Source organism: Candidatus Ancaeobacter aquaticus, assembly GCA_030765405.1.
GTDB lineage: Bacteria > Auribacterota > Ancaeobacteria > Ancaeobacterales > Ancaeobacteraceae > Ancaeobacter > Ancaeobacter aquaticus.
Window position 1 is genome coordinate 21709 of sequence record JAVCCP010000052.1, and the last position, 16783, is coordinate 38491.

A 16783-nucleotide genomic window follows, 5' to 3' on the forward strand; every position below is an offset into this window, starting at 1 on the left:
AATTAAGATAAAATATATAAATTTTTTATTAGATTGCATATACATATTCCTATTCCTAAAAATATAAATAAACTTCCACTGGCTCACACCCACAGCATTACGAAGGCACATTGAATCCTATTTTGCCTTGCTATTCTATTCATATTTTCTATTAAAAGCATCTTTAAAACAACCGTAGATATTCAAAACGTTATAACTTCAAAATAATCACCCAGAGTACTAGTCATACCTACTATATCTCTCAAATATCTATAATGCTGCCATAGTGTTTTTTTATACCGAAGAAAGGATATATTTTTCTCACAACAAGAAGACAGAAATCAATTGATAATTTTAGATATTTAATTAACAACAAACCTGCATCTATCTGGTGTCGTCTTTTTCTAATAACTTCTAATAGTTTTAAATTTCCTTGTTTTGTAACTGCCGAGAGACTATCTTTATGAAGTCGATAAACACACAATGGTTCATCTATATAAGAAATATTTTTCCTAAAGGCTATTCTCAACCAAAGATCGAAATCTTCAACAGTTAGTAAACGTTTATCTTCATCAAAATAATAATTCAGATCTTTTCCTCTGTTTCTTAACATTACAGTTAAGCATCCTATATAATTATTCGAAATAAAAAGGCTTTTGAAAATATTTCCTGATTTTAGACTTTTCTTTTTTGGAATAATTTTAATAATAGTCTTATCCTTCATTACAAAAAATCTTGAATACAATAAAAACACATCTGGATTATCACCCATAAAAACAACTTGCTTTTCAAGTTTGCAATCTAACCAATAATCATCAGCATCTAAAAAAGAAATATATTTGCCGTTTGAATTATAAATTCCAATATTTCTAGGTCTTGCAGGACCGCCAGAGTTATATTTAGACGTAATTAATCTTATTCTCTTATCCTTATCAATATATTTTCTCACAATATCCCTGCTATTATCAGTCGAACAATTATCTACAATTATCATTTCCCAATTGCTATATGTCTGTCTTTGCACAGATTCTATAGCTTCACCTATAAATGATTCTGCATTAAATAACGGGGTTATTATTGATACTAAAGGAATCTCTTTATTCAACATTTTTCTCCAACAAGCTAAATATTTCATTCACTTCATTATATAAATTATCATGGATGTTAAATTTAATCACTGACTTAAGCTTTTTATTGCTTACAAATACATTCGCATCATAAACAGTTCTATCGTCCTTATTTACATATATCCTTACTTTTTTATTATATCTTTTTTCATAAACTTTTTTAACAATTTCTGCTATGTCATTCATTATTAATGTTTTTTCTGAACTTACAAGAAAACTATCATTAATTGTGTTTTTTGCCTTTAGTAACTTATGCACTATACTACAAACATCCCCGATCCATATAAAGTCCCTTCTTACTGTTCCATTTGAATTTAAAACTATTTCCCCTTGCTCATACGCCATTTTTGCTAAATCATTTAAAACAAGATACCATTTTGTTGAATTAATATGCTTCGGAGCACCATAACAGTTTGTTAACCTCACAGTCGTATATGGAAATTTATATAAATTATAAAATTGTTTAAGATAATATTCAGCAAAAAGATGCGTACTTGCATAATCACTATATGGATTAAACTTCATGTTTTCGTTTATTATACCATTGTACTTACCATACACATGAAATGTACTAAAATATATAAATCTATTTAATTTATTGCATTCATTAAGTGCCTCTATAATATTTCTCGTCCCTAATGCATTTACTAATAATGCTTTTTTATCATAATTTTTAATGAATTGATCATTAATACTGGCAGTATGCAAGCAATAATCATATTTGTCTTTCAGTTCAGACTTTAATTGTTTTAGATTCGTTATGTCTGCTTCTATAATTTTACATGGAATTTTTATAGGATTATTCTTTATTCTTTTTGATAAAATACATATTTCGTATTTTTTCTTATAAAAATAATCTGCAAGCCATAACCCTAAATAACCAAAACCACCTGTTATTAATATTCTCATTATAAATCCCAATCATAACATATTTCATTTATTTCTTTCTTCAGGCATTCATTAGGATCGTGCTGAATACTTGCAACATTTAAAACAATGTTCTGCCCATTACCAATACCCTTAAAACCCATCCAAATATGGGGAGGAAGAGTTAATCTCTGATAATTATGAAGAGATAAATTAACCTCATAAAACAAACCCTTAGACACACTGTCTACTCTGTCATCATACATGACAAATTTCACCTCACCACATGGCACTATGAGATTTAGTGTCATTGCAGTATGTTTTTTCCACGCTTTTACTTCATTATAAATTATTGTTGAAAAATAGGCCTCCCCAAAACCATTATATCCAGAATCATTTTTTTTCATTCCATGCAAAATATTCCCTTTTGGATTAGATATAATACTTAAAGGGGCAAGCTTAACATCTTTCATTTCGTCCATGACAACCCTTTCTTACAAGCTAATTCTTCATAGCATTTTATCTGATTCATAGTAAATTGATACATATCATCTTTATTATATAATTTATGATACCATACACTTGTATACTCTACAGTTTGCTCATAATTCAATGTTGGCAACCATGATAATAACTGGAATGCTTTATCACAATTAAGTTTCAACAAATGCGCTTCAGAAAAATCTGCATTGGAATTGATTCTGTAGGCTTTACTATTATCATTATATCCCCAATAAACACCCAAATCACCTATAAGTTTACTAACCGTGTGATTTTGATCTGCATGTGGTCCAAAATTAAAACTTTCACCGTTCAAATTTTTTTCGTTAAAAAGAATTCCTGCTAAAGCAAGATATCCACTTAATGGTTCTAACACATGTTGCCATGGTCTCGTAGCATTAGGTTTTCTTATTTCTACTTGATTCTTGATACTCCAAGCACGCATACAATCTGGAACAATTCTATCAGAAGCCCAATCACCACCCCCAATTACATTTCCAGCACGTACAGTTGCTAATTTTATATTAGACTTCATGAAAAAGGAATGATAGTAAGACTTGCATATTAACTCCGCAGCACCTTTTGACCCACTATAAACATCCTTACCACCCAATCTATCTATTTCTCTATACCCCCACAACCATTCCACATTATCATAACACTTATCACTTGTTATTATAATTGCTACACACGCATGATTGCATTCTCTTAATCCTTCTAAAATATGTGCTGTCCCAAGAACATTGGTTGAAATAGTCTCTATAGGATTCTTATATGATTCTGATACTATTGGCTGAGCTGCCATATGAAATATAAAATCAGGCTTAATATCCCTAATGATCTCGATAGTTTTCTCTTTATTTCTAACATCTACCTCATAATACTCCAAATTTTCACTTAAATTCAAACATTCAAACATTGAAGGGTTAGTAGGTATATCCTTAGAAAGCCCGTATACCTTTGCACCTAGCTTCAAAAGCCACAATGATAACCAACTACCTTTAAACCCAGTATTACCTGTAATTAATATCTTTTTATTGCAAAATACATTTGTAAACATGTTATTCACCATATTTTCCATTTAGGATTATCTGCCCACATCTCCTCTAACTGGTTTTTATCTCTTTGAGTGTCCATACACTTCCAAAATGTTTTATGTTTATATGCATACATTTCATTATCTAACGCTAATTTCTCAAAAGGCTCTTTCTCAAGAACAACATATGGATCACTACCAAGATAGTTGAATATTTCCGGTTCAAAAACAAAATATCCTGCATTGACCCATGCCCCATCCCCCATAGGTTTTTCATTAAATTTTTCCACTATACCATCTTTGTTGCATTGAATCATCCCAAACCTACCCTCAGGTTGAACTGAAGTAATCGTTGCAATTTTACCCTTCTCCCTATGGAACTCAACAAGTTTGGCTATATCAATATCAGACACTCCATCTCCATATGTTAACATAAAGGTTCCATCAATATATTTTTGAATATATTTTAATCTTCCGCCAGTCATTGTGTCATATCCTGTATCAATCAAAGTAACTTTCCAGTCTTCCGACGTATTATTTAGTATATTCATTTTATTATTTTTTAAGTCAATTTCAACATCACTTTGATGAAGAAAATAATTTGAAAAATATTCTTTAATCAAATACCCCTTATACCCTAAACATATAACAAAATCATTAAAACCATAGTGAGAATACATTTTCATAATATGCCATAATATTGGTCTATTTCCTATCTCCAGCATTGGCTTAGGTTTAATAGCTGTCTCTTCACTTAATCTAGTCCCTAACCCACCAGCTAATATTACCACCTTCATAATTTCCTCCTAATTTGTTTCACAATTCAAATACTGAACAGAATGTCTATAACTCTTTTAGCTACTATTGCTAATTCACATACATATTAATTATTTTTACTGAAATAAATATTAATACTCTATTTATTATCTGCTATTATTTTAACAACATCTTTCATTATACGCTCTGATGACAATCCATCTGCTTTATAAAAGCATTTTCTCAACACAAATTGACGTACTTCATCGCTGGGGATATATTTTGAAGGATTATAAATAAAATCCTGCATTGCATTCCTCAAATCTTGAATACTAGAAAACTTTGGAATTACTGATATATCCCTAAATACTGATGCATCACATCCGCATGTAATCCACTGCATCACTGGAATACATCTAAGCAATGCCTCTTGGGCAACTGCTGAATATGAAAACACAATTAAATCGGCGCATTCCAAATTTTCATCTAGGCTGCCATTTGTTATGCATATTCTATCTTTATAGTTAAAATATTCTGGATGATCCTCAATTCTTGAAAAGGGATGATTCCTCAAATATAGTTTTATGTTCTGAATATTTTTTGTAGCTTCACATACAGCTCCAATCATTTCTATTTCACTATTTTTATCTAACGATGGAACTAACAATATGTTAGTGGTCTCTTTATGTTTTGTTGTTTTTATTAATCTCTCATTAACAATGTGTTCATATCTTGATGATCCTGTTAGCATTACTCTATCTTGAGGAAATCCACTCTCTATAATTATATCTCTACCTAACTCTCCCATAACGAACCAATAATCAGGAGTATACATCTTACATCCGTCAGGTTCCCCCTCATACTCCGTTCTTTTATCAATCACATTAAAAGTCGTTTCACGACTATAACTCCCATGCTGTATAGAACAATTGATAATATTCTCACCTGAAGTATTTGCGGCACAATAAAGAGCTCTAGAATGCACAAATAGTTCTAAGAAACTTATTGTTACTTTAGGTTTATATTTTATCAAGCACCTCTTTCCTGCAATGTACACCAAATAATGGTGAGGAATGCCGGAATTTACAAAACCGTACTTTAGTGGGTAGTCAAAAAGAGAATAATAATTTAAATCATTTCTAATAAACTTTTTTCTAAATGATTCGCATTTTAAATATTTGACATATGTAAAAAATGGTCTTAAATCAAATATTGCTCTTGCTAAATCAAGAACACCAAGAAAGCTCTGCATTATAATTAGATTATTGTAATGAGCAATTGGTGCAACTATATCTTTTAATTTATCTTTTCGCCGTGTATGTTCAACAAATGGATCAAACCATAAAAACCATCCAATATTAATGTTCTTTGCGCTTAACTTATCTGGAAGAGATTTAAAATAACGATCAACTAGTCCATTACAAATCTCATCGTACTTTATACTCCAATCCCAAAACCCATAAAAAATAGCATCAAACCTGCTCTCCGCAATTTGTAATCCTTTAATAATTCTCCATTTGTGCAAATACTTATAACAGTATTTAACTCGACTCAGAAATCCTCTTATGTATAGATATTTATTTTTGTATTTTTTTCTCCCATTAATATGAATAATATTATACTTATTTTTTAATACATTAATTACTTCATTAAATCCTCCACAAATAAATATTTGATCTGGGGTTATACTCTTAATCATTTCCTCAATCACTAATATTTGAATAATATAATTGTAGGTGGGATCACTTTCGAAATTTTTAAAAGACACATTATGAAGCCACCAAAAAGATATTTCTCCTCTCATTTTAAGTGTTTCACGCAATGTAGTTCCATTATTTTTGTCTCTTCTTGCGATTCCAATACCAGCAACAATATCTTTATAAATATTAATGGCCCTCTCTTTTACGTGTTGAGATAACTCTCTGAAAGAATAAACACTCACAGAAGAGTCTGCCCTCAATTCCTCCTCTTCCTTTATTTTAAGGAAACTAAGAATTACTTTGGCTTGTATATGCTTGGGAGGTTTTTCCCAACAGACATAAAGTGTTTTCGCTGCATTTCTTAATACGTTCATATTTCCTAAGGTAGATTTATTTGTATTACTGTTTATTTTCTACATGATTAATAGCCAACTCAAGTGAATTTAAATCTTTTATCGCTAAACAGTTATATTCATGTGGCTTCACACCAACATAAACAAAATTTACATTTACCTTCTTTGCTGCATTATAATCAGTCGCAGCATCACCAATAAATATTACCTCAGAAGCAACGCACTGTTCTCTTTTAACAACTAAAGACAGCAGATCAGCTTTTTCTCTTGGTGATCCGTATGCCTCTGCAAAATATCGAGTTAACTGTTTCTCTTTAACAATTCTTTTAAGCTCCTCTTCCGGTGTCCCAGAAACAATATAGAAACGATATTTATTTGAATTATTTTCAAGAAATTCTTTTGCCCCAACAATAAAGGGAGCCCTTACAACCTCTTCTACAACAAGTGAGGCAAAATCACTGCAAAGTCTATCATATGTTTCAGTACTGAGACTTTCTCTAAGAATACTCTTATAATAATACTTAAACTTCTCTGAGCGCGATACTCCACCATTTTTCAAATGGTAATCCACAACCTTTTTAACGACTTTCTCACCTCTATGCTTAAAGAGTGTCGCAAAAGCTTCGGTCTTTACATTAACAGAGTCAACAATAACCCCATCAAAATCAAATACTATCGTCTTAATCATATCATCTATCCCTCAATGTTTTATATGCGCTTTATGAAGATCTGAAAGACAATGCAACAATCCCTGGCCTAAATCTAAATAATAACTTGATATCATACGTCTGCCTATTTTTGGATGGAACTGATATGGCGTAATTTTATAATGACAGTCAGATTTTGATTCAACATATTTTATATTTACATTATCGTGCATCATCTCTTTTATCATATCCAATAGATCTTTGATTTTTATCTGTTGACTGCCTGTAACAATCACTATCTCATTATTATATTCATTATCTAGTGCATCTACAGAACATCGTGCTGCATCGTATATATGAATATACTCTCTTATTTCTTCGCCGTCACCATCCCTAGTAATAGTTCCATAAACCAATGCCTCTTTTAAGATCTTATGTATGAAATTATTCTCTCCCGATCTTTCACCGTATAGAGAGCCATAACGCATAATAGTATAATTTAATCCGTATACTTTATGATAATTTTCTAATAGCAACTCACAAGCCTGCTTACTGCTTCTGTAAAAAGAACCGGAATCACTATATACATAGAGAGAACTTGCATACATAAACCTCTCGACTTTGTTCGCTACACAACTATCCATTATGTATGTATTTCCAAGGATATTATAGGAAACAGTTTCAACTGGTTTTTTTATTGCCTCATCAATATCTGCGATCCCCGAAAAATTATAAACAACGGAACAGCCCTTTATCGCTTTGTCGACAGCGTCTCTGTCAAGAATATCGCCAACAATCATAATCTGATTACTTTTTAGATAGGGAGATTCTCTGATATCAAATATAATGACATCATGTCCTCTTTCAGAAAGAAAGTCTGCTACATGACTACCCACAAAACCTGCGCCACCGAACACAATTACTTTTAATTTATTTTTTTTCTTTATATCTTTCATGGTCCCCCCACCACATAAAAGGCCTTTCAAAAAAACCCTTATGACATTTTAGATCTTTTATATCCTTAATCTTTTTTGCAGGATTGCCCGCAATAACAGAAAATGCCTCTACATCCTTTGTCACAACTGCACCCGCAAAGATCTGACTATGTGTTCCTATTCTTATTCCGGGCACAATAGTAACATTAGCCCCTATCGAAACATAAGATTCAATATGTGTTTCACATGAGCATTCCTCGTATCGTGGGCATGCAGGATGAATATCATCAGTAAAAACAACATGTGGGCCAATAAAAACATCTGATTCAATTATCACTCGCTCAACAAAACTATGTGAATGAATTCTTACCCTGTCACCAATTTTGTTGCCATATTCTATTACAGTCTTTGGGCCGAATCGGCAATTGTTGCCAATTAGATTTTTTCGTGCTATAAATACGCCATCTCTCAATTCAACATTATTTCCAATTGTAACTCCCTTGCATATTGTTACTCTTGAACCAATATATACATTATCGCCAATAACCAAACATTCTCTATCGTTTCCATTTTTTCCGATCTGACCAATAATTGCATATGGTTCTATCTGCTTATTAGCCCCGATTGTTACATTATCATAACAAATATATCTTTCTCTCATAATAACACATCACCTACAGCCTCAATAAAGCACTGCATTTGCTCTTTATTTCCTATAGTAATTCTCACCCATCCTTTAAGAAAATCCTGAGTAAAAGGTCTTCTTACTAAAATATTTCTCTTGTACATTTCATCTTTAAAATACTGTGATTGCATCCCCTCAGTTAGTTTAAGTAAAAAGAAATTTGTGTGTGCTAGAAACACTTCATATCCCTTTTCTTTTGCTCTTCTGGCAATATATTCTTTTGAATCCTCTATCATTTTTACATAATTTTCCATAATATCAATCTTTTCCAGCATGTACTCGCCAATAGCAATTGCTAACCCCGTTACCTCATGCATAGGTTTTACTTTTGTCAGCATACTTACAAGCTCATTGTTTGCTACAATATACCCCAATCTAACTCCCGCCATTGAAAACGCCTTTGAAAACGTTCGTATTATTATCAAATTGTCAAAATCTTGCACATAATTAATAACACTGGTTCTACAAAAATGAAAATAGGCCTCATCTATAATGACAAGTGTTTGTGTTTTTTGTGCTTTTTTTATAAGTGTTATAATATCTTTTTCTAAAAATTCAACACCGACAAAACCATTCGGATTCTCTAAAACCACCATGCTGATTTTATCATTTATCTTATCGATAAAATCATACAGATCAAAAGATAAGTTATTTGCAAACGGCACCTCAATTTTTTTCACACCAAATATATCAGCATAAATGCTATACATGGCGTAAGAAGGCGAATGCATCAGAATAGAATCACCATCATTAATAAAAGTTTCAAAAACCGTTTTTATTGCAAGGTCTGACCCTGTCGTAATATACAAGTTCTCCCTATCAACATTTAAATAAGTAGCCAATTTTTTATAGAGAGGATCAGGCTGTGGATATCCGCAAATGGTCAATGAATTAATGTATTCCTTCAGCACTTTTAAATCTTTTTCTTTAAAAGGAATCGATCTCTCATTTTTGTCTAGTCTTATCAAAGTGCTCCTATCTACGTAAGAGTCCTCTACCCTATGAACATCTCTTATATTATCTTTTACTTTAAACATGTTCTATAACCCCCTGATATTTATTCTTGACGTAAGCAACACTCTGTCGAATTACATCTTCATACATTCCATAATTACGTCCAACTTCTAGGCTTATAGCCCCTGAATAACCAATACTTTTCAAATTTTCGCCGAATACTTTATGGTCGTACCCAGAACTCCCTGGAGGGGAATTTCCCGGGTCATTTACATGAAAATGTTTAAGATATTTACGGGATTGATACACTGCATCTTTTACGTTAACATCATCAATTATTAAAGATTTTGCATCTAGCATAAGTTGAAAATTAGGGTGATTAACTTTTTTAACGAGCCTTACCCCATCTACATAAGAAGATATATAGTCAGTCTCATTTTTACTTAAAGGTTCAATACACAAAACTACATCAGAGCCGGCAATTCTATCTGCAACCCTTTGAAAAAAAGAAATTGCTATACGATCGGCCTCACTAACAGTAAGATTTCCTCTTGCCCTATTTCTCGGCGAACCAAGAACCATTAAAGGACAATCAAGTTTTCTTGCAAGTCTTGCCAGATTAACAAGATAATCAAATAATCTATCTCTGGAAGATTCATCTTCAAAGAGCTTAAGGTCTGGTCTTGTAAATAAAAGTGCGTGAAAACTAATTATTCTGAGATTGCTCTCATTAATCTGCTTTCTTAATTCGTTAACCTCATGATCGGATACTTCCACTGGTTCTTTCCACATCAGATTAGGAGCAAGTTCAATTCCATAACAACCCAATTTTTCTAAAAGTTTAAAATAAAAGGAATTATTCTCATTACCCCACATAATGTTAGATACCGTAATCATCACTTCTCCTCCACCCTTCCGTTCATTTTTAACCAATATTCTACCAAAGGAAGCTGCCATTCATAATCAACGTCACACCCACCCCATTGCTCCAAGGGAAATATTTTCTGCCCCATCCACTTCTGAGGAAGCATGCCATAGTTCAAATCTTCAAGACAGCGTTTTTTGACAATTGAAGCACCCATATCTGCGAAGCACACATCACCTTGTGAATCTCTATCACAATTCAGTGTTTTAGGATCACCAAAAGTTTCAAATGGAACAAAAGGAGATAGAAGACCCTCTTTATTTATCTTTCTAGCCCTTAAAGGGCTCCACATGTTATATTTTGAAACAGTTACGGCTGAGTCATATTCAGGATTTTTCTTTAATACTAATATCCCTTCTTTGATTTTCTCGCTTGTCACAGTAGGTGCATTACAAAATAATAGAACCATTATCTCAATATCTTGCCCCGGATTAAGTTTTTTTATCTCTCGGTACCCATGCGCATAGGAATCTTCTCCAAGAGCTTGGTCAGTGCAGAGCTCAGGAGGCCTTATTATAACACCTACTCCAAGTTGTTTAGCGATATCCATCAACTTTTCATCATCTGTTGATATATATACTTTGTCTATTAGATTGCAATCTAACGCTGCCTTCATAGGATAATACGTCATGGGCTTTCCTAAGACATTATATGTATTTTTCCCTGGAAAACCTTTACTTCCTTTTCTCCCTAATAATAAAGCATTAATCATTTCAATTCTCCTCTTTTAATCAGCAATTTCTTAATTTCACTATCTCTGAGATAACATCCGTTACAACTTGCAACCTCATGAGCCTTTCCGCACTTATGTTTCTCTCTCAATAAATTAAGATACACTGAATTCCAGGCTTGCTTAATCGTAATGTTTTTTACATTTCCAAGACTCAGCTTTCCTCGATCGTCTTCATTACATGGAAGAATAGTTCCGTCCCACCATACGACCATTCTTTGGAAAAGTTGATGACAAGCCCAATTAGACTGAAAATCTTTGAGACGATTACTTTCTTCCTTTTCTTCCTTAAAATCAATTAAACACACCTCATCAGCAATTTGCCCCCAAAAAGAACTATACTGCTCCTTATTTCTTTCAATTTCATCTAGTCTAACAGACTGAACTCTTAAAAATGGCTTTAAAACACCTTTTTTCTTTTTTAAATCTTGAAGATTTTTGATATTCTCAACAACTCTATCAAAATTGGCTCCAACCCTATTTTTTTCATAGAACTCCTTATCAGTTCCCTCAACAGAAATAGATATGCGATCTAAACCAGCGTCTATAATACCTAATTGAACTTCTTCATTCAGAAGCATAGCATTTGTATTAAAATAAACATCGACAAGCCCAGCTTCCTTAGCATACTTCACCATTTTCAAGATATCTTTATGAAGCAAAGGTTCTCCTCGATCATTAAATTTAACACCATAAAGCCCATTATTTTTACCTTCATCAATGATTCTTTTCACTAGATCATATTCAATATACCCACGCTTTACTTCACTATTAAAATATGTGGTCGCGCAAAATTTGCATTTCAAATTGCAGTTATTAGTTACCTCTATATCAATAAATAATGGAAAGTCACTTACTAAATAATTTACAGGATTAGACTCCCATTTCTTTCTATATTCACGATAAGTTGAATCATCCTCTTGAGGATTACGCTTTTTTGCAATTGAATGAATATTTGAATTTACGTTAATTCCCATCATTTACCTTTTAATATCTTTCAAAGCATTAATTAAATTACAAACAGCGTTTATTTCCATTTCAATTCTGCTCTCACGTGCATACGATCCTATATGCGGAGTTAATATAACATTATCTAGTTCTGTAAGAGAACCGTAATATGGTTCATCTTTAAAAACATCGAGTGCAGCACCTGCTAAGTCATTATTTTTCAACATATCGTAAAGAACTGCTTCATCAATAACTCCACCTCTAGAACAATTTACTATCCAGGTTCCTTTCTTCATAAGAGAAAGTTCATTTTTCCCAATAATCGGCATATTTGTGCTTGATGGGGATAAATGCAAGCACAAAATATCCGACCACGAACAAATTTCCGGCAAACACAACTGTGTCCCTATGGGATGATTGTTCACTACATTATCACAGTAAGCAATTTCTGCACCAAAACCATGTAAAAGCTCACCAACTTTTTGACCTATGCGCCCGTACCCGACAATTCCAATGTTTTTACCCTTAACTTGGCTCCCCATTCTTTTTTCCCATTTTCCAACTCTGATGAGACGATCCATTTGAGGAATTTGTCTCAACAAACCAAATATTAAACCAACTGTTAACTCGGCAACAGCATTTGTTGGACCATGAGGTGTATTTAATACTTTTATGCCTCTATTATTAGCTGCACTAATATCCACATTATCAAGACCAACACCACATCTGGATATTACTTTGAGATTATTTAACCTACCAATAACATCTTTATCCAACTTTTCAGTTCCAGCAATAATCCCTACAACATCATGCCCGAGTTTTATTATTTCAGTATTTATCAATTTTCTTTTAAAATGGTTTTGAACAACATCATAACCAGCATTGACAAGCATTTCATATGGGCTCATATCATATTCACAAAAAGATGTAAGCGATACTAATATTTTCATATTACTCCTTATGTCTTCAATTTTAATTTCAGAAATATTATTTTACAATTTATTGTTTACTATATTATTCCTAAACTTACTTATTAATAAATTTCTCGCTTTATTAATGTCTATCCTTTTCAACCCAAATAATGGCGGATAAATGTAAAATATAATAAATACTATAATAGTATAAACTACACCCGAAATAAGTATACTTTGTATATATTTACCACTTGATCCTAAAAAAAACTCGACAGAGACTGTCACTAGATATGAAAAAAACAACAAGCACACTAAAGTTAATATCTGATGCATAAAATATTTCCAAAACGATATTTTAAGGAACTTTGCATTAAAAAATAACTGCACATTAACTACTAAGAATTGTATGACTACCATCTTTACAGCCAATCCAATGGCGCCCATATTAAGTCCGCCTAAATTGTTCGGCGCAATTAGAAAATATGTTACAGGCATACCTATTAATAAAAATATAACACCTATATTACGAAACAATTGTGTTTGACCGGAAGAATAGAATACCGACGCACTTAATTGACCGTAAGTTTGATGAATTGGGTAAAGAGCCATAATTGTTACCACCCATAAAGCCTCTTTATACTTATCCCCCCCGAGTATATAAATCACTTTGCTTGCTTGGAATACTATAAAGCATGAAAAAAATGCGGCAATTGAATATAAGACAGGAATGTATGTACGAAAGAATATTGCCATTTTACTAATATCATTTTTACCAAAAGAAATTGAAAATTCTCTCATTAATAATGGTGTCATCGCGCTTGTAAAGAGAAAACATACAACTCCTATTTGATACGAGAACCCATAAAAACCCTGCTGCACACTACCACTAAACTTTTCTAACATCCACCTATCCATAACAACACATATTAAAGCCGCGGATGAATATATAAATAGTGGATGACAATATGTGTAAAAACTTTTTACATGCGATCTTAATGCATCTAATGATATTTTCCAACTATTCTTAGGAAAACACTTACTTTGATATATAATTTTTACTACAAGAATTGATAGTAAAAGAAAAATAAAATACTGATAAAGAAAATAATTTACTAAACTCAACTTTCCGGTAAAAAAAAGTATAGATAAAAACAATAAACCAATAAGCTTCTGAATGATCTTGGCGATTTCTGCTGAAACAGTTAAGCCATATGCATCTGCCATACTGTTAATTACTTGCACAACCCACGCAAATAGGCCAAAAAATGCTGCTAAATAAACATATAAAATACTCTGATTTGGCCAGATTCTACTGTCAATTGAAGTTATATTTGCACATATGACGAAACCGATTACACTTATCCCTACTAAGATCACCAAACGAAAATAAAACAAGACAAGAGTGTAGTCTTTTTGAGAATTTGAAAGTTTCGTATAAAAAGCAGTAGAGCTCCCCATATTAAAAAAATTTGTCAATTGACTGAAGAAATTTGTCAAAAAGCTATAACTTCCATAAGATGATGGGCCAAGCCCTCTTGCCACAAACGCTTGAGATATTATACCGATGCCAAAGGTTACAATATTTGCGCATATTTTATAAAAATATCTTTTATTAAGTGTATGTTCAGTCTTTATATTCATTATTTTTTATTCTATTTTGCAAATCATTAACTAAAAATACTAGCAATGACTCCTATTCTTAGGGGGAAAACTATCCGCTATTTCCTTCATTTTATTTTCGACCTAACTATTCTTAACAACATTATGTAAAGATAACTAAATAGTGAATTTATTAAATTAGCGTCATATTACACGTACTATATATTATTATACATACTCTTTTATGCGATTAGCAAATATCTGCCAAAACTGTGTTTCCGGACTATCACATCTCTTTATATAATCATTCTTATATTTTGAGTAAGCACTTTTATTTACAATAAGTTCATTTCTAAGAGATTCTTCATAATCATGGTCGATATTGATCTTTATTCCTTGCAGATAATTTACCATTGAATCTACAGATAAAGCCGTAAAGCTTTTTTCTAATTTATCCGTAGTAAGAAATATTATTGGTTTTTCAAATAAAACGGCATAATTAATAGCAGTACTCGCGTGTGACAATACGAATTTTGAATCTCTGACTAAGTCTATTGTTTTATTCTTAACAATCCTCCTTCCTCCGAAATAATCAGACTGTTCTTTATATTCAGAGCGAGGATGAGCTGCAATAACAACAGTCACACCATATAGTCTCTCAACTACGGAAAAACATTTACAAAGTAACGGATAATATTCATTCGCTGTAATTGGATGCTTCATACCAATACGTATAAAATCAGGATGAAAAGGAAGATATGAATCAAGAAATACAGCAGTATTTGAATCAACGGAAATTGAATTATTCTTATTTCTTAAATAAATATCATAGTCTAAAGTATGCCCCCACAATATTTCTGTCTTGTTATTTGTGGGATACTTATAGGATGTTGACTTTTCTCCACCTGCAAGAATTATTGATACAGGAGATATTCCTAGAAAATAAAAGGGAATTCGTATAAAAATATAATTAAATACTATTAAAAATATACTTTTTTTTGTTTTAGCAATAATAATTCTTTTTCTCTTTACGCTATTTATTGGAGGTAAAACAAGTGCCATTAAAACTGCATATTTCAATTTCCTAACTGATAATGCTTTATAGATAGCTAAAGAATTAAAGCAATACCCCACAAGACATACCACATAACAGTTTTGATCTAAACATAAAATCGCCGAGATTGTATTCTTTTTATTGAAGTATTGAAAATACCCTTTATATTCTTTAATCTCAGCATCGATTTCTCGATTACATCCAGGATGCATAAATGGAGTAAAATCCCACACCTCTACAACGAAACCATTATTAATTAATAAATCTATCCCAAATCTATCATAATCCCTTTTATTAAATGAGGATTCTACAAAAAATATTACTTTATTAACCATTTATCAGCACTTCCATATATCTTATTTAGAATATTTTAGATAATACTCTGCAAGCCTTAAATCAAACATATCATCAATATCAATGCTTTTATCTGCATCCATAAGAAATAATTCAGTTTCGCGCTCGGAAATCAAAGTTTTCTCTCTTAAAATAAATTCTGTATTGGTTATATATATTGCACCATTAATATGGCAATAATTACCACAAAGCTGTCGCCTATACTTTTTTCTATTGGCGTTCAATACAAAGCTCCATGAATCATCTCTCAACTCTAAATTTAGGACAGGATTCTCTCTACACTGATGCACGCTAATTAGACTTTTACTGTTTTTTGAAACATACAATTCTACAGCCTTATCTATGTCTGTAGATTCTCTAAGCGGAGACGTAGGCTGTAAAGTCAAAACGCAATCAGGCATTTGTCTCCCAGTTTTTGAGTACCATTCTAGCACATCGATTATTGCATCTATTGTTGGAGACTCATCAGTTGCTAATTCTGATGGCCTAACGTATGACACCTTTAAACCTAGCGTCTCACTAAATTCTATTATTTCAGGATCATCACTAGATAAAATAATATCATTAACATACTTACTATGTTGAGCTGCTTCAATTGTATATTGTATGAGTGGCTTGCCATTCAAAAGCACTAAATTTTTTTTAATAATTCCCTTGGAACCACCCCTAGCCGGAATAAACGCTAACACATTCATTTAAAACACCTGTTTTGTAGAACT

Annotated in this window: 17 protein-coding genes; all 17 read right to left on the reverse strand. The window is 32.1% G+C overall.

Going from position 1 to position 16783, the window contains the following annotated elements:
- Window positions 1–241: 241 nt before the first annotated feature.
- The 17 genes from P9M13_06845 to P9M13_06925 all read right to left on the reverse strand — a co-directional run bounded on the left by P9M13_06845 (window position 242) and on the right by P9M13_06925 (window position 16759).
- Complete coding sequence (locus P9M13_06845) at window positions 242–1087, reverse strand: glycosyltransferase (protein MDP8263002.1); 846 nt, start codon at window positions 1085–1087, stop codon at window positions 242–244.
- Window positions 1077–2015, reverse strand: coding sequence for an NAD(P)-dependent oxidoreductase (locus tag P9M13_06850; GenBank protein MDP8263003.1), 939 nt, complete (start codon window positions 2013–2015; stop codon window positions 1077–1079). Before P9M13_06850 ends, P9M13_06845 begins: the two co-directional genes overlap by 11 nt.
- On the reverse strand, window positions 2015–2455 hold the full coding sequence (locus P9M13_06855; GenBank protein MDP8263004.1) for a dTDP-4-dehydrorhamnose 3,5-epimerase: 441 nt from the start codon (window positions 2453–2455) through the stop codon (window positions 2015–2017). The genes P9M13_06850 and P9M13_06855 overlap by 1 nt, the downstream gene beginning before the upstream one ends.
- A complete protein-coding gene (gene rfbG, locus P9M13_06860) occupies window positions 2443–3534 on the reverse strand; it encodes a CDP-glucose 4,6-dehydratase (GenBank protein ID MDP8263005.1) in 1092 nt (363 codons plus the stop codon). The genes P9M13_06855 and rfbG overlap by 13 nt, the downstream gene beginning before the upstream one ends.
- Before the next feature lie 5 nt (window positions 3535–3539).
- Window positions 3540–4307: a glucose-1-phosphate cytidylyltransferase gene (gene rfbF / locus P9M13_06865; protein MDP8263006.1), complete on the reverse strand. Its 768-nt coding sequence runs from the start codon at window positions 4305–4307 to the stop codon at window positions 3540–3542.
- A gap of 119 nt (window positions 4308–4426) precedes the next feature.
- Window positions 4427–6340: a hypothetical protein gene (locus tag P9M13_06870; protein MDP8263007.1), complete on the reverse strand. Its 1914-nt coding sequence runs from the start codon at window positions 6338–6340 to the stop codon at window positions 4427–4429.
- Window positions 6341–6365: 25 nt separating this feature from the next.
- Window positions 6366–7007, reverse strand: a complete 642-nt coding sequence (locus tag P9M13_06875; GenBank protein ID MDP8263008.1) for an HAD-IA family hydrolase — start codon at window positions 7005–7007, stop codon at window positions 6366–6368.
- A 12-nt stretch (window positions 7008–7019) separates the two neighbouring features.
- Window positions 7020–7922 carry an NAD(P)-dependent oxidoreductase gene (locus P9M13_06880; GenBank protein MDP8263009.1) on the reverse strand — a complete coding sequence of 301 codons (903 nt, stop codon included), beginning with the start codon at window positions 7920–7922 and terminating at the stop codon, window positions 7020–7022.
- Window positions 7897–8562: a DapH/DapD/GlmU-related protein gene (locus tag P9M13_06885; protein MDP8263010.1), complete on the reverse strand. Its 666-nt coding sequence runs from the start codon at window positions 8560–8562 to the stop codon at window positions 7897–7899. The genes P9M13_06880 and P9M13_06885 overlap by 26 nt, the downstream gene beginning before the upstream one ends.
- Window positions 8559–9623, reverse strand: coding sequence for a histidinol-phosphate transaminase (locus P9M13_06890; protein ID MDP8263011.1), 1065 nt, complete (start codon window positions 9621–9623; stop codon window positions 8559–8561). Before P9M13_06890 ends, P9M13_06885 begins: the two co-directional genes overlap by 4 nt.
- Entirely contained in the window at window positions 9616–10437 is an 822-nt protein-coding gene (locus tag P9M13_06895) for a sugar phosphate isomerase/epimerase family protein (GenBank protein MDP8263012.1), read from the reverse strand. The genes P9M13_06890 and P9M13_06895 overlap by 8 nt, the downstream gene beginning before the upstream one ends.
- Entirely contained in the window at window positions 10437–11177 is a 741-nt protein-coding gene (locus tag P9M13_06900; GenBank protein ID MDP8263013.1) for a hypothetical protein, read from the reverse strand. Before P9M13_06900 ends, P9M13_06895 begins: the two co-directional genes overlap by 1 nt.
- Window positions 11174–12175: a radical SAM protein gene (locus tag P9M13_06905; protein ID MDP8263014.1), complete on the reverse strand. Its 1002-nt coding sequence runs from the start codon at window positions 12173–12175 to the stop codon at window positions 11174–11176. The genes P9M13_06900 and P9M13_06905 overlap by 4 nt, the downstream gene beginning before the upstream one ends.
- Window positions 12176–13093, reverse strand: coding sequence for a phosphoglycerate dehydrogenase (locus P9M13_06910; GenBank protein ID MDP8263015.1), 918 nt, complete (start codon window positions 13091–13093; stop codon window positions 12176–12178).
- A 42-nt stretch (window positions 13094–13135) separates the two neighbouring features.
- Window positions 13136–14698 carry an oligosaccharide flippase family protein gene (locus P9M13_06915; protein MDP8263016.1) on the reverse strand — a complete coding sequence of 521 codons (1563 nt, stop codon included), beginning with the start codon at window positions 14696–14698 and terminating at the stop codon, window positions 13136–13138.
- A 186-nt stretch (window positions 14699–14884) separates the two neighbouring features.
- The gene (locus P9M13_06920; GenBank protein MDP8263017.1) at window positions 14885–16045 is read right to left on the reverse strand and encodes a hypothetical protein; all 1161 of its coding nucleotides are present in this window, start codon (window positions 16043–16045) and stop codon (window positions 14885–14887) included.
- A 21-nt stretch (window positions 16046–16066) separates the two neighbouring features.
- Window positions 16067–16759, reverse strand: coding sequence for an acylneuraminate cytidylyltransferase family protein (locus P9M13_06925; protein ID MDP8263018.1), 693 nt, complete (start codon window positions 16757–16759; stop codon window positions 16067–16069).
- Between the last annotated feature and the right edge of the window lie 24 nt (window positions 16760–16783).

Coding starts and splice junctions, on each gene's coding strand:
- P9M13_06845 (MDP8263002.1), bottom strand. CDS start 1,087: ATGTTGAATAAAGAGATTCCTTTAGTATCAATAATAACCCCGTTATTT.
- P9M13_06850 (MDP8263003.1), bottom strand. CDS start 2,015: ATGAGAATATTAATAACAGGTGGTTTTGGTTATTTAGGGTTATGGCTT.
- P9M13_06855 (MDP8263004.1), bottom strand. CDS start 2,455: ATGGACGAAATGAAAGATGTTAAGCTTGCCCCTTTAAGTATTATATCT.
- rfbG (MDP8263005.1), bottom strand. CDS start 3,534: ATGTTTACAAATGTATTTTGCAATAAAAAGATATTAATTACAGGTAAT.
- rfbF (MDP8263006.1), bottom strand. CDS start 4,307: ATGAAGGTGGTAATATTAGCTGGTGGGTTAGGGACTAGATTAAGTGAA.
- P9M13_06870 (MDP8263007.1), bottom strand. CDS start 6,340: ATGAACGTATTAAGAAATGCAGCGAAAACACTTTATGTCTGTTGGGAA.
- P9M13_06875 (MDP8263008.1), bottom strand. CDS start 7,007: ATGATTAAGACGATAGTATTTGATTTTGATGGGGTTATTGTTGACTCT.
- P9M13_06880 (MDP8263009.1), bottom strand. CDS start 7,922: ATGAAAGATATAAAGAAAAAAAATAAATTAAAAGTAATTGTGTTCGGT.
- P9M13_06885 (MDP8263010.1), bottom strand. CDS start 8,562: ATGAGAGAAAGATATATTTGTTATGATAATGTAACAATCGGGGCTAAT.
- P9M13_06890 (MDP8263011.1), bottom strand. CDS start 9,623: ATGTTTAAAGTAAAAGATAATATAAGAGATGTTCATAGGGTAGAGGAC.
- P9M13_06895 (MDP8263012.1), bottom strand. CDS start 10,437: ATGATTACGGTATCTAACATTATGTGGGGTAATGAGAATAATTCCTTT.
- P9M13_06900 (MDP8263013.1), bottom strand. CDS start 11,177: ATGATTAATGCTTTATTATTAGGGAGAAAAGGAAGTAAAGGTTTTCCA.
- P9M13_06905 (MDP8263014.1), bottom strand. CDS start 12,175: ATGATGGGAATTAACGTAAATTCAAATATTCATTCAATTGCAAAAAAG.
- P9M13_06910 (MDP8263015.1), bottom strand. CDS start 13,093: ATGAAAATATTAGTATCGCTTACATCTTTTTGTGAATATGATATGAGC.
- P9M13_06915 (MDP8263016.1), bottom strand. CDS start 14,698: ATGAATATAAAGACTGAACATACACTTAATAAAAGATATTTTTATAAA.
- P9M13_06920 (MDP8263017.1), bottom strand. CDS start 16,045: ATGGTTAATAAAGTAATATTTTTTGTAGAATCCTCATTTAATAAAAGG.
- P9M13_06925 (MDP8263018.1), bottom strand. CDS start 16,759: ATGAATGTGTTAGCGTTTATTCCGGCTAGGGGTGGTTCCAAGGGAATT.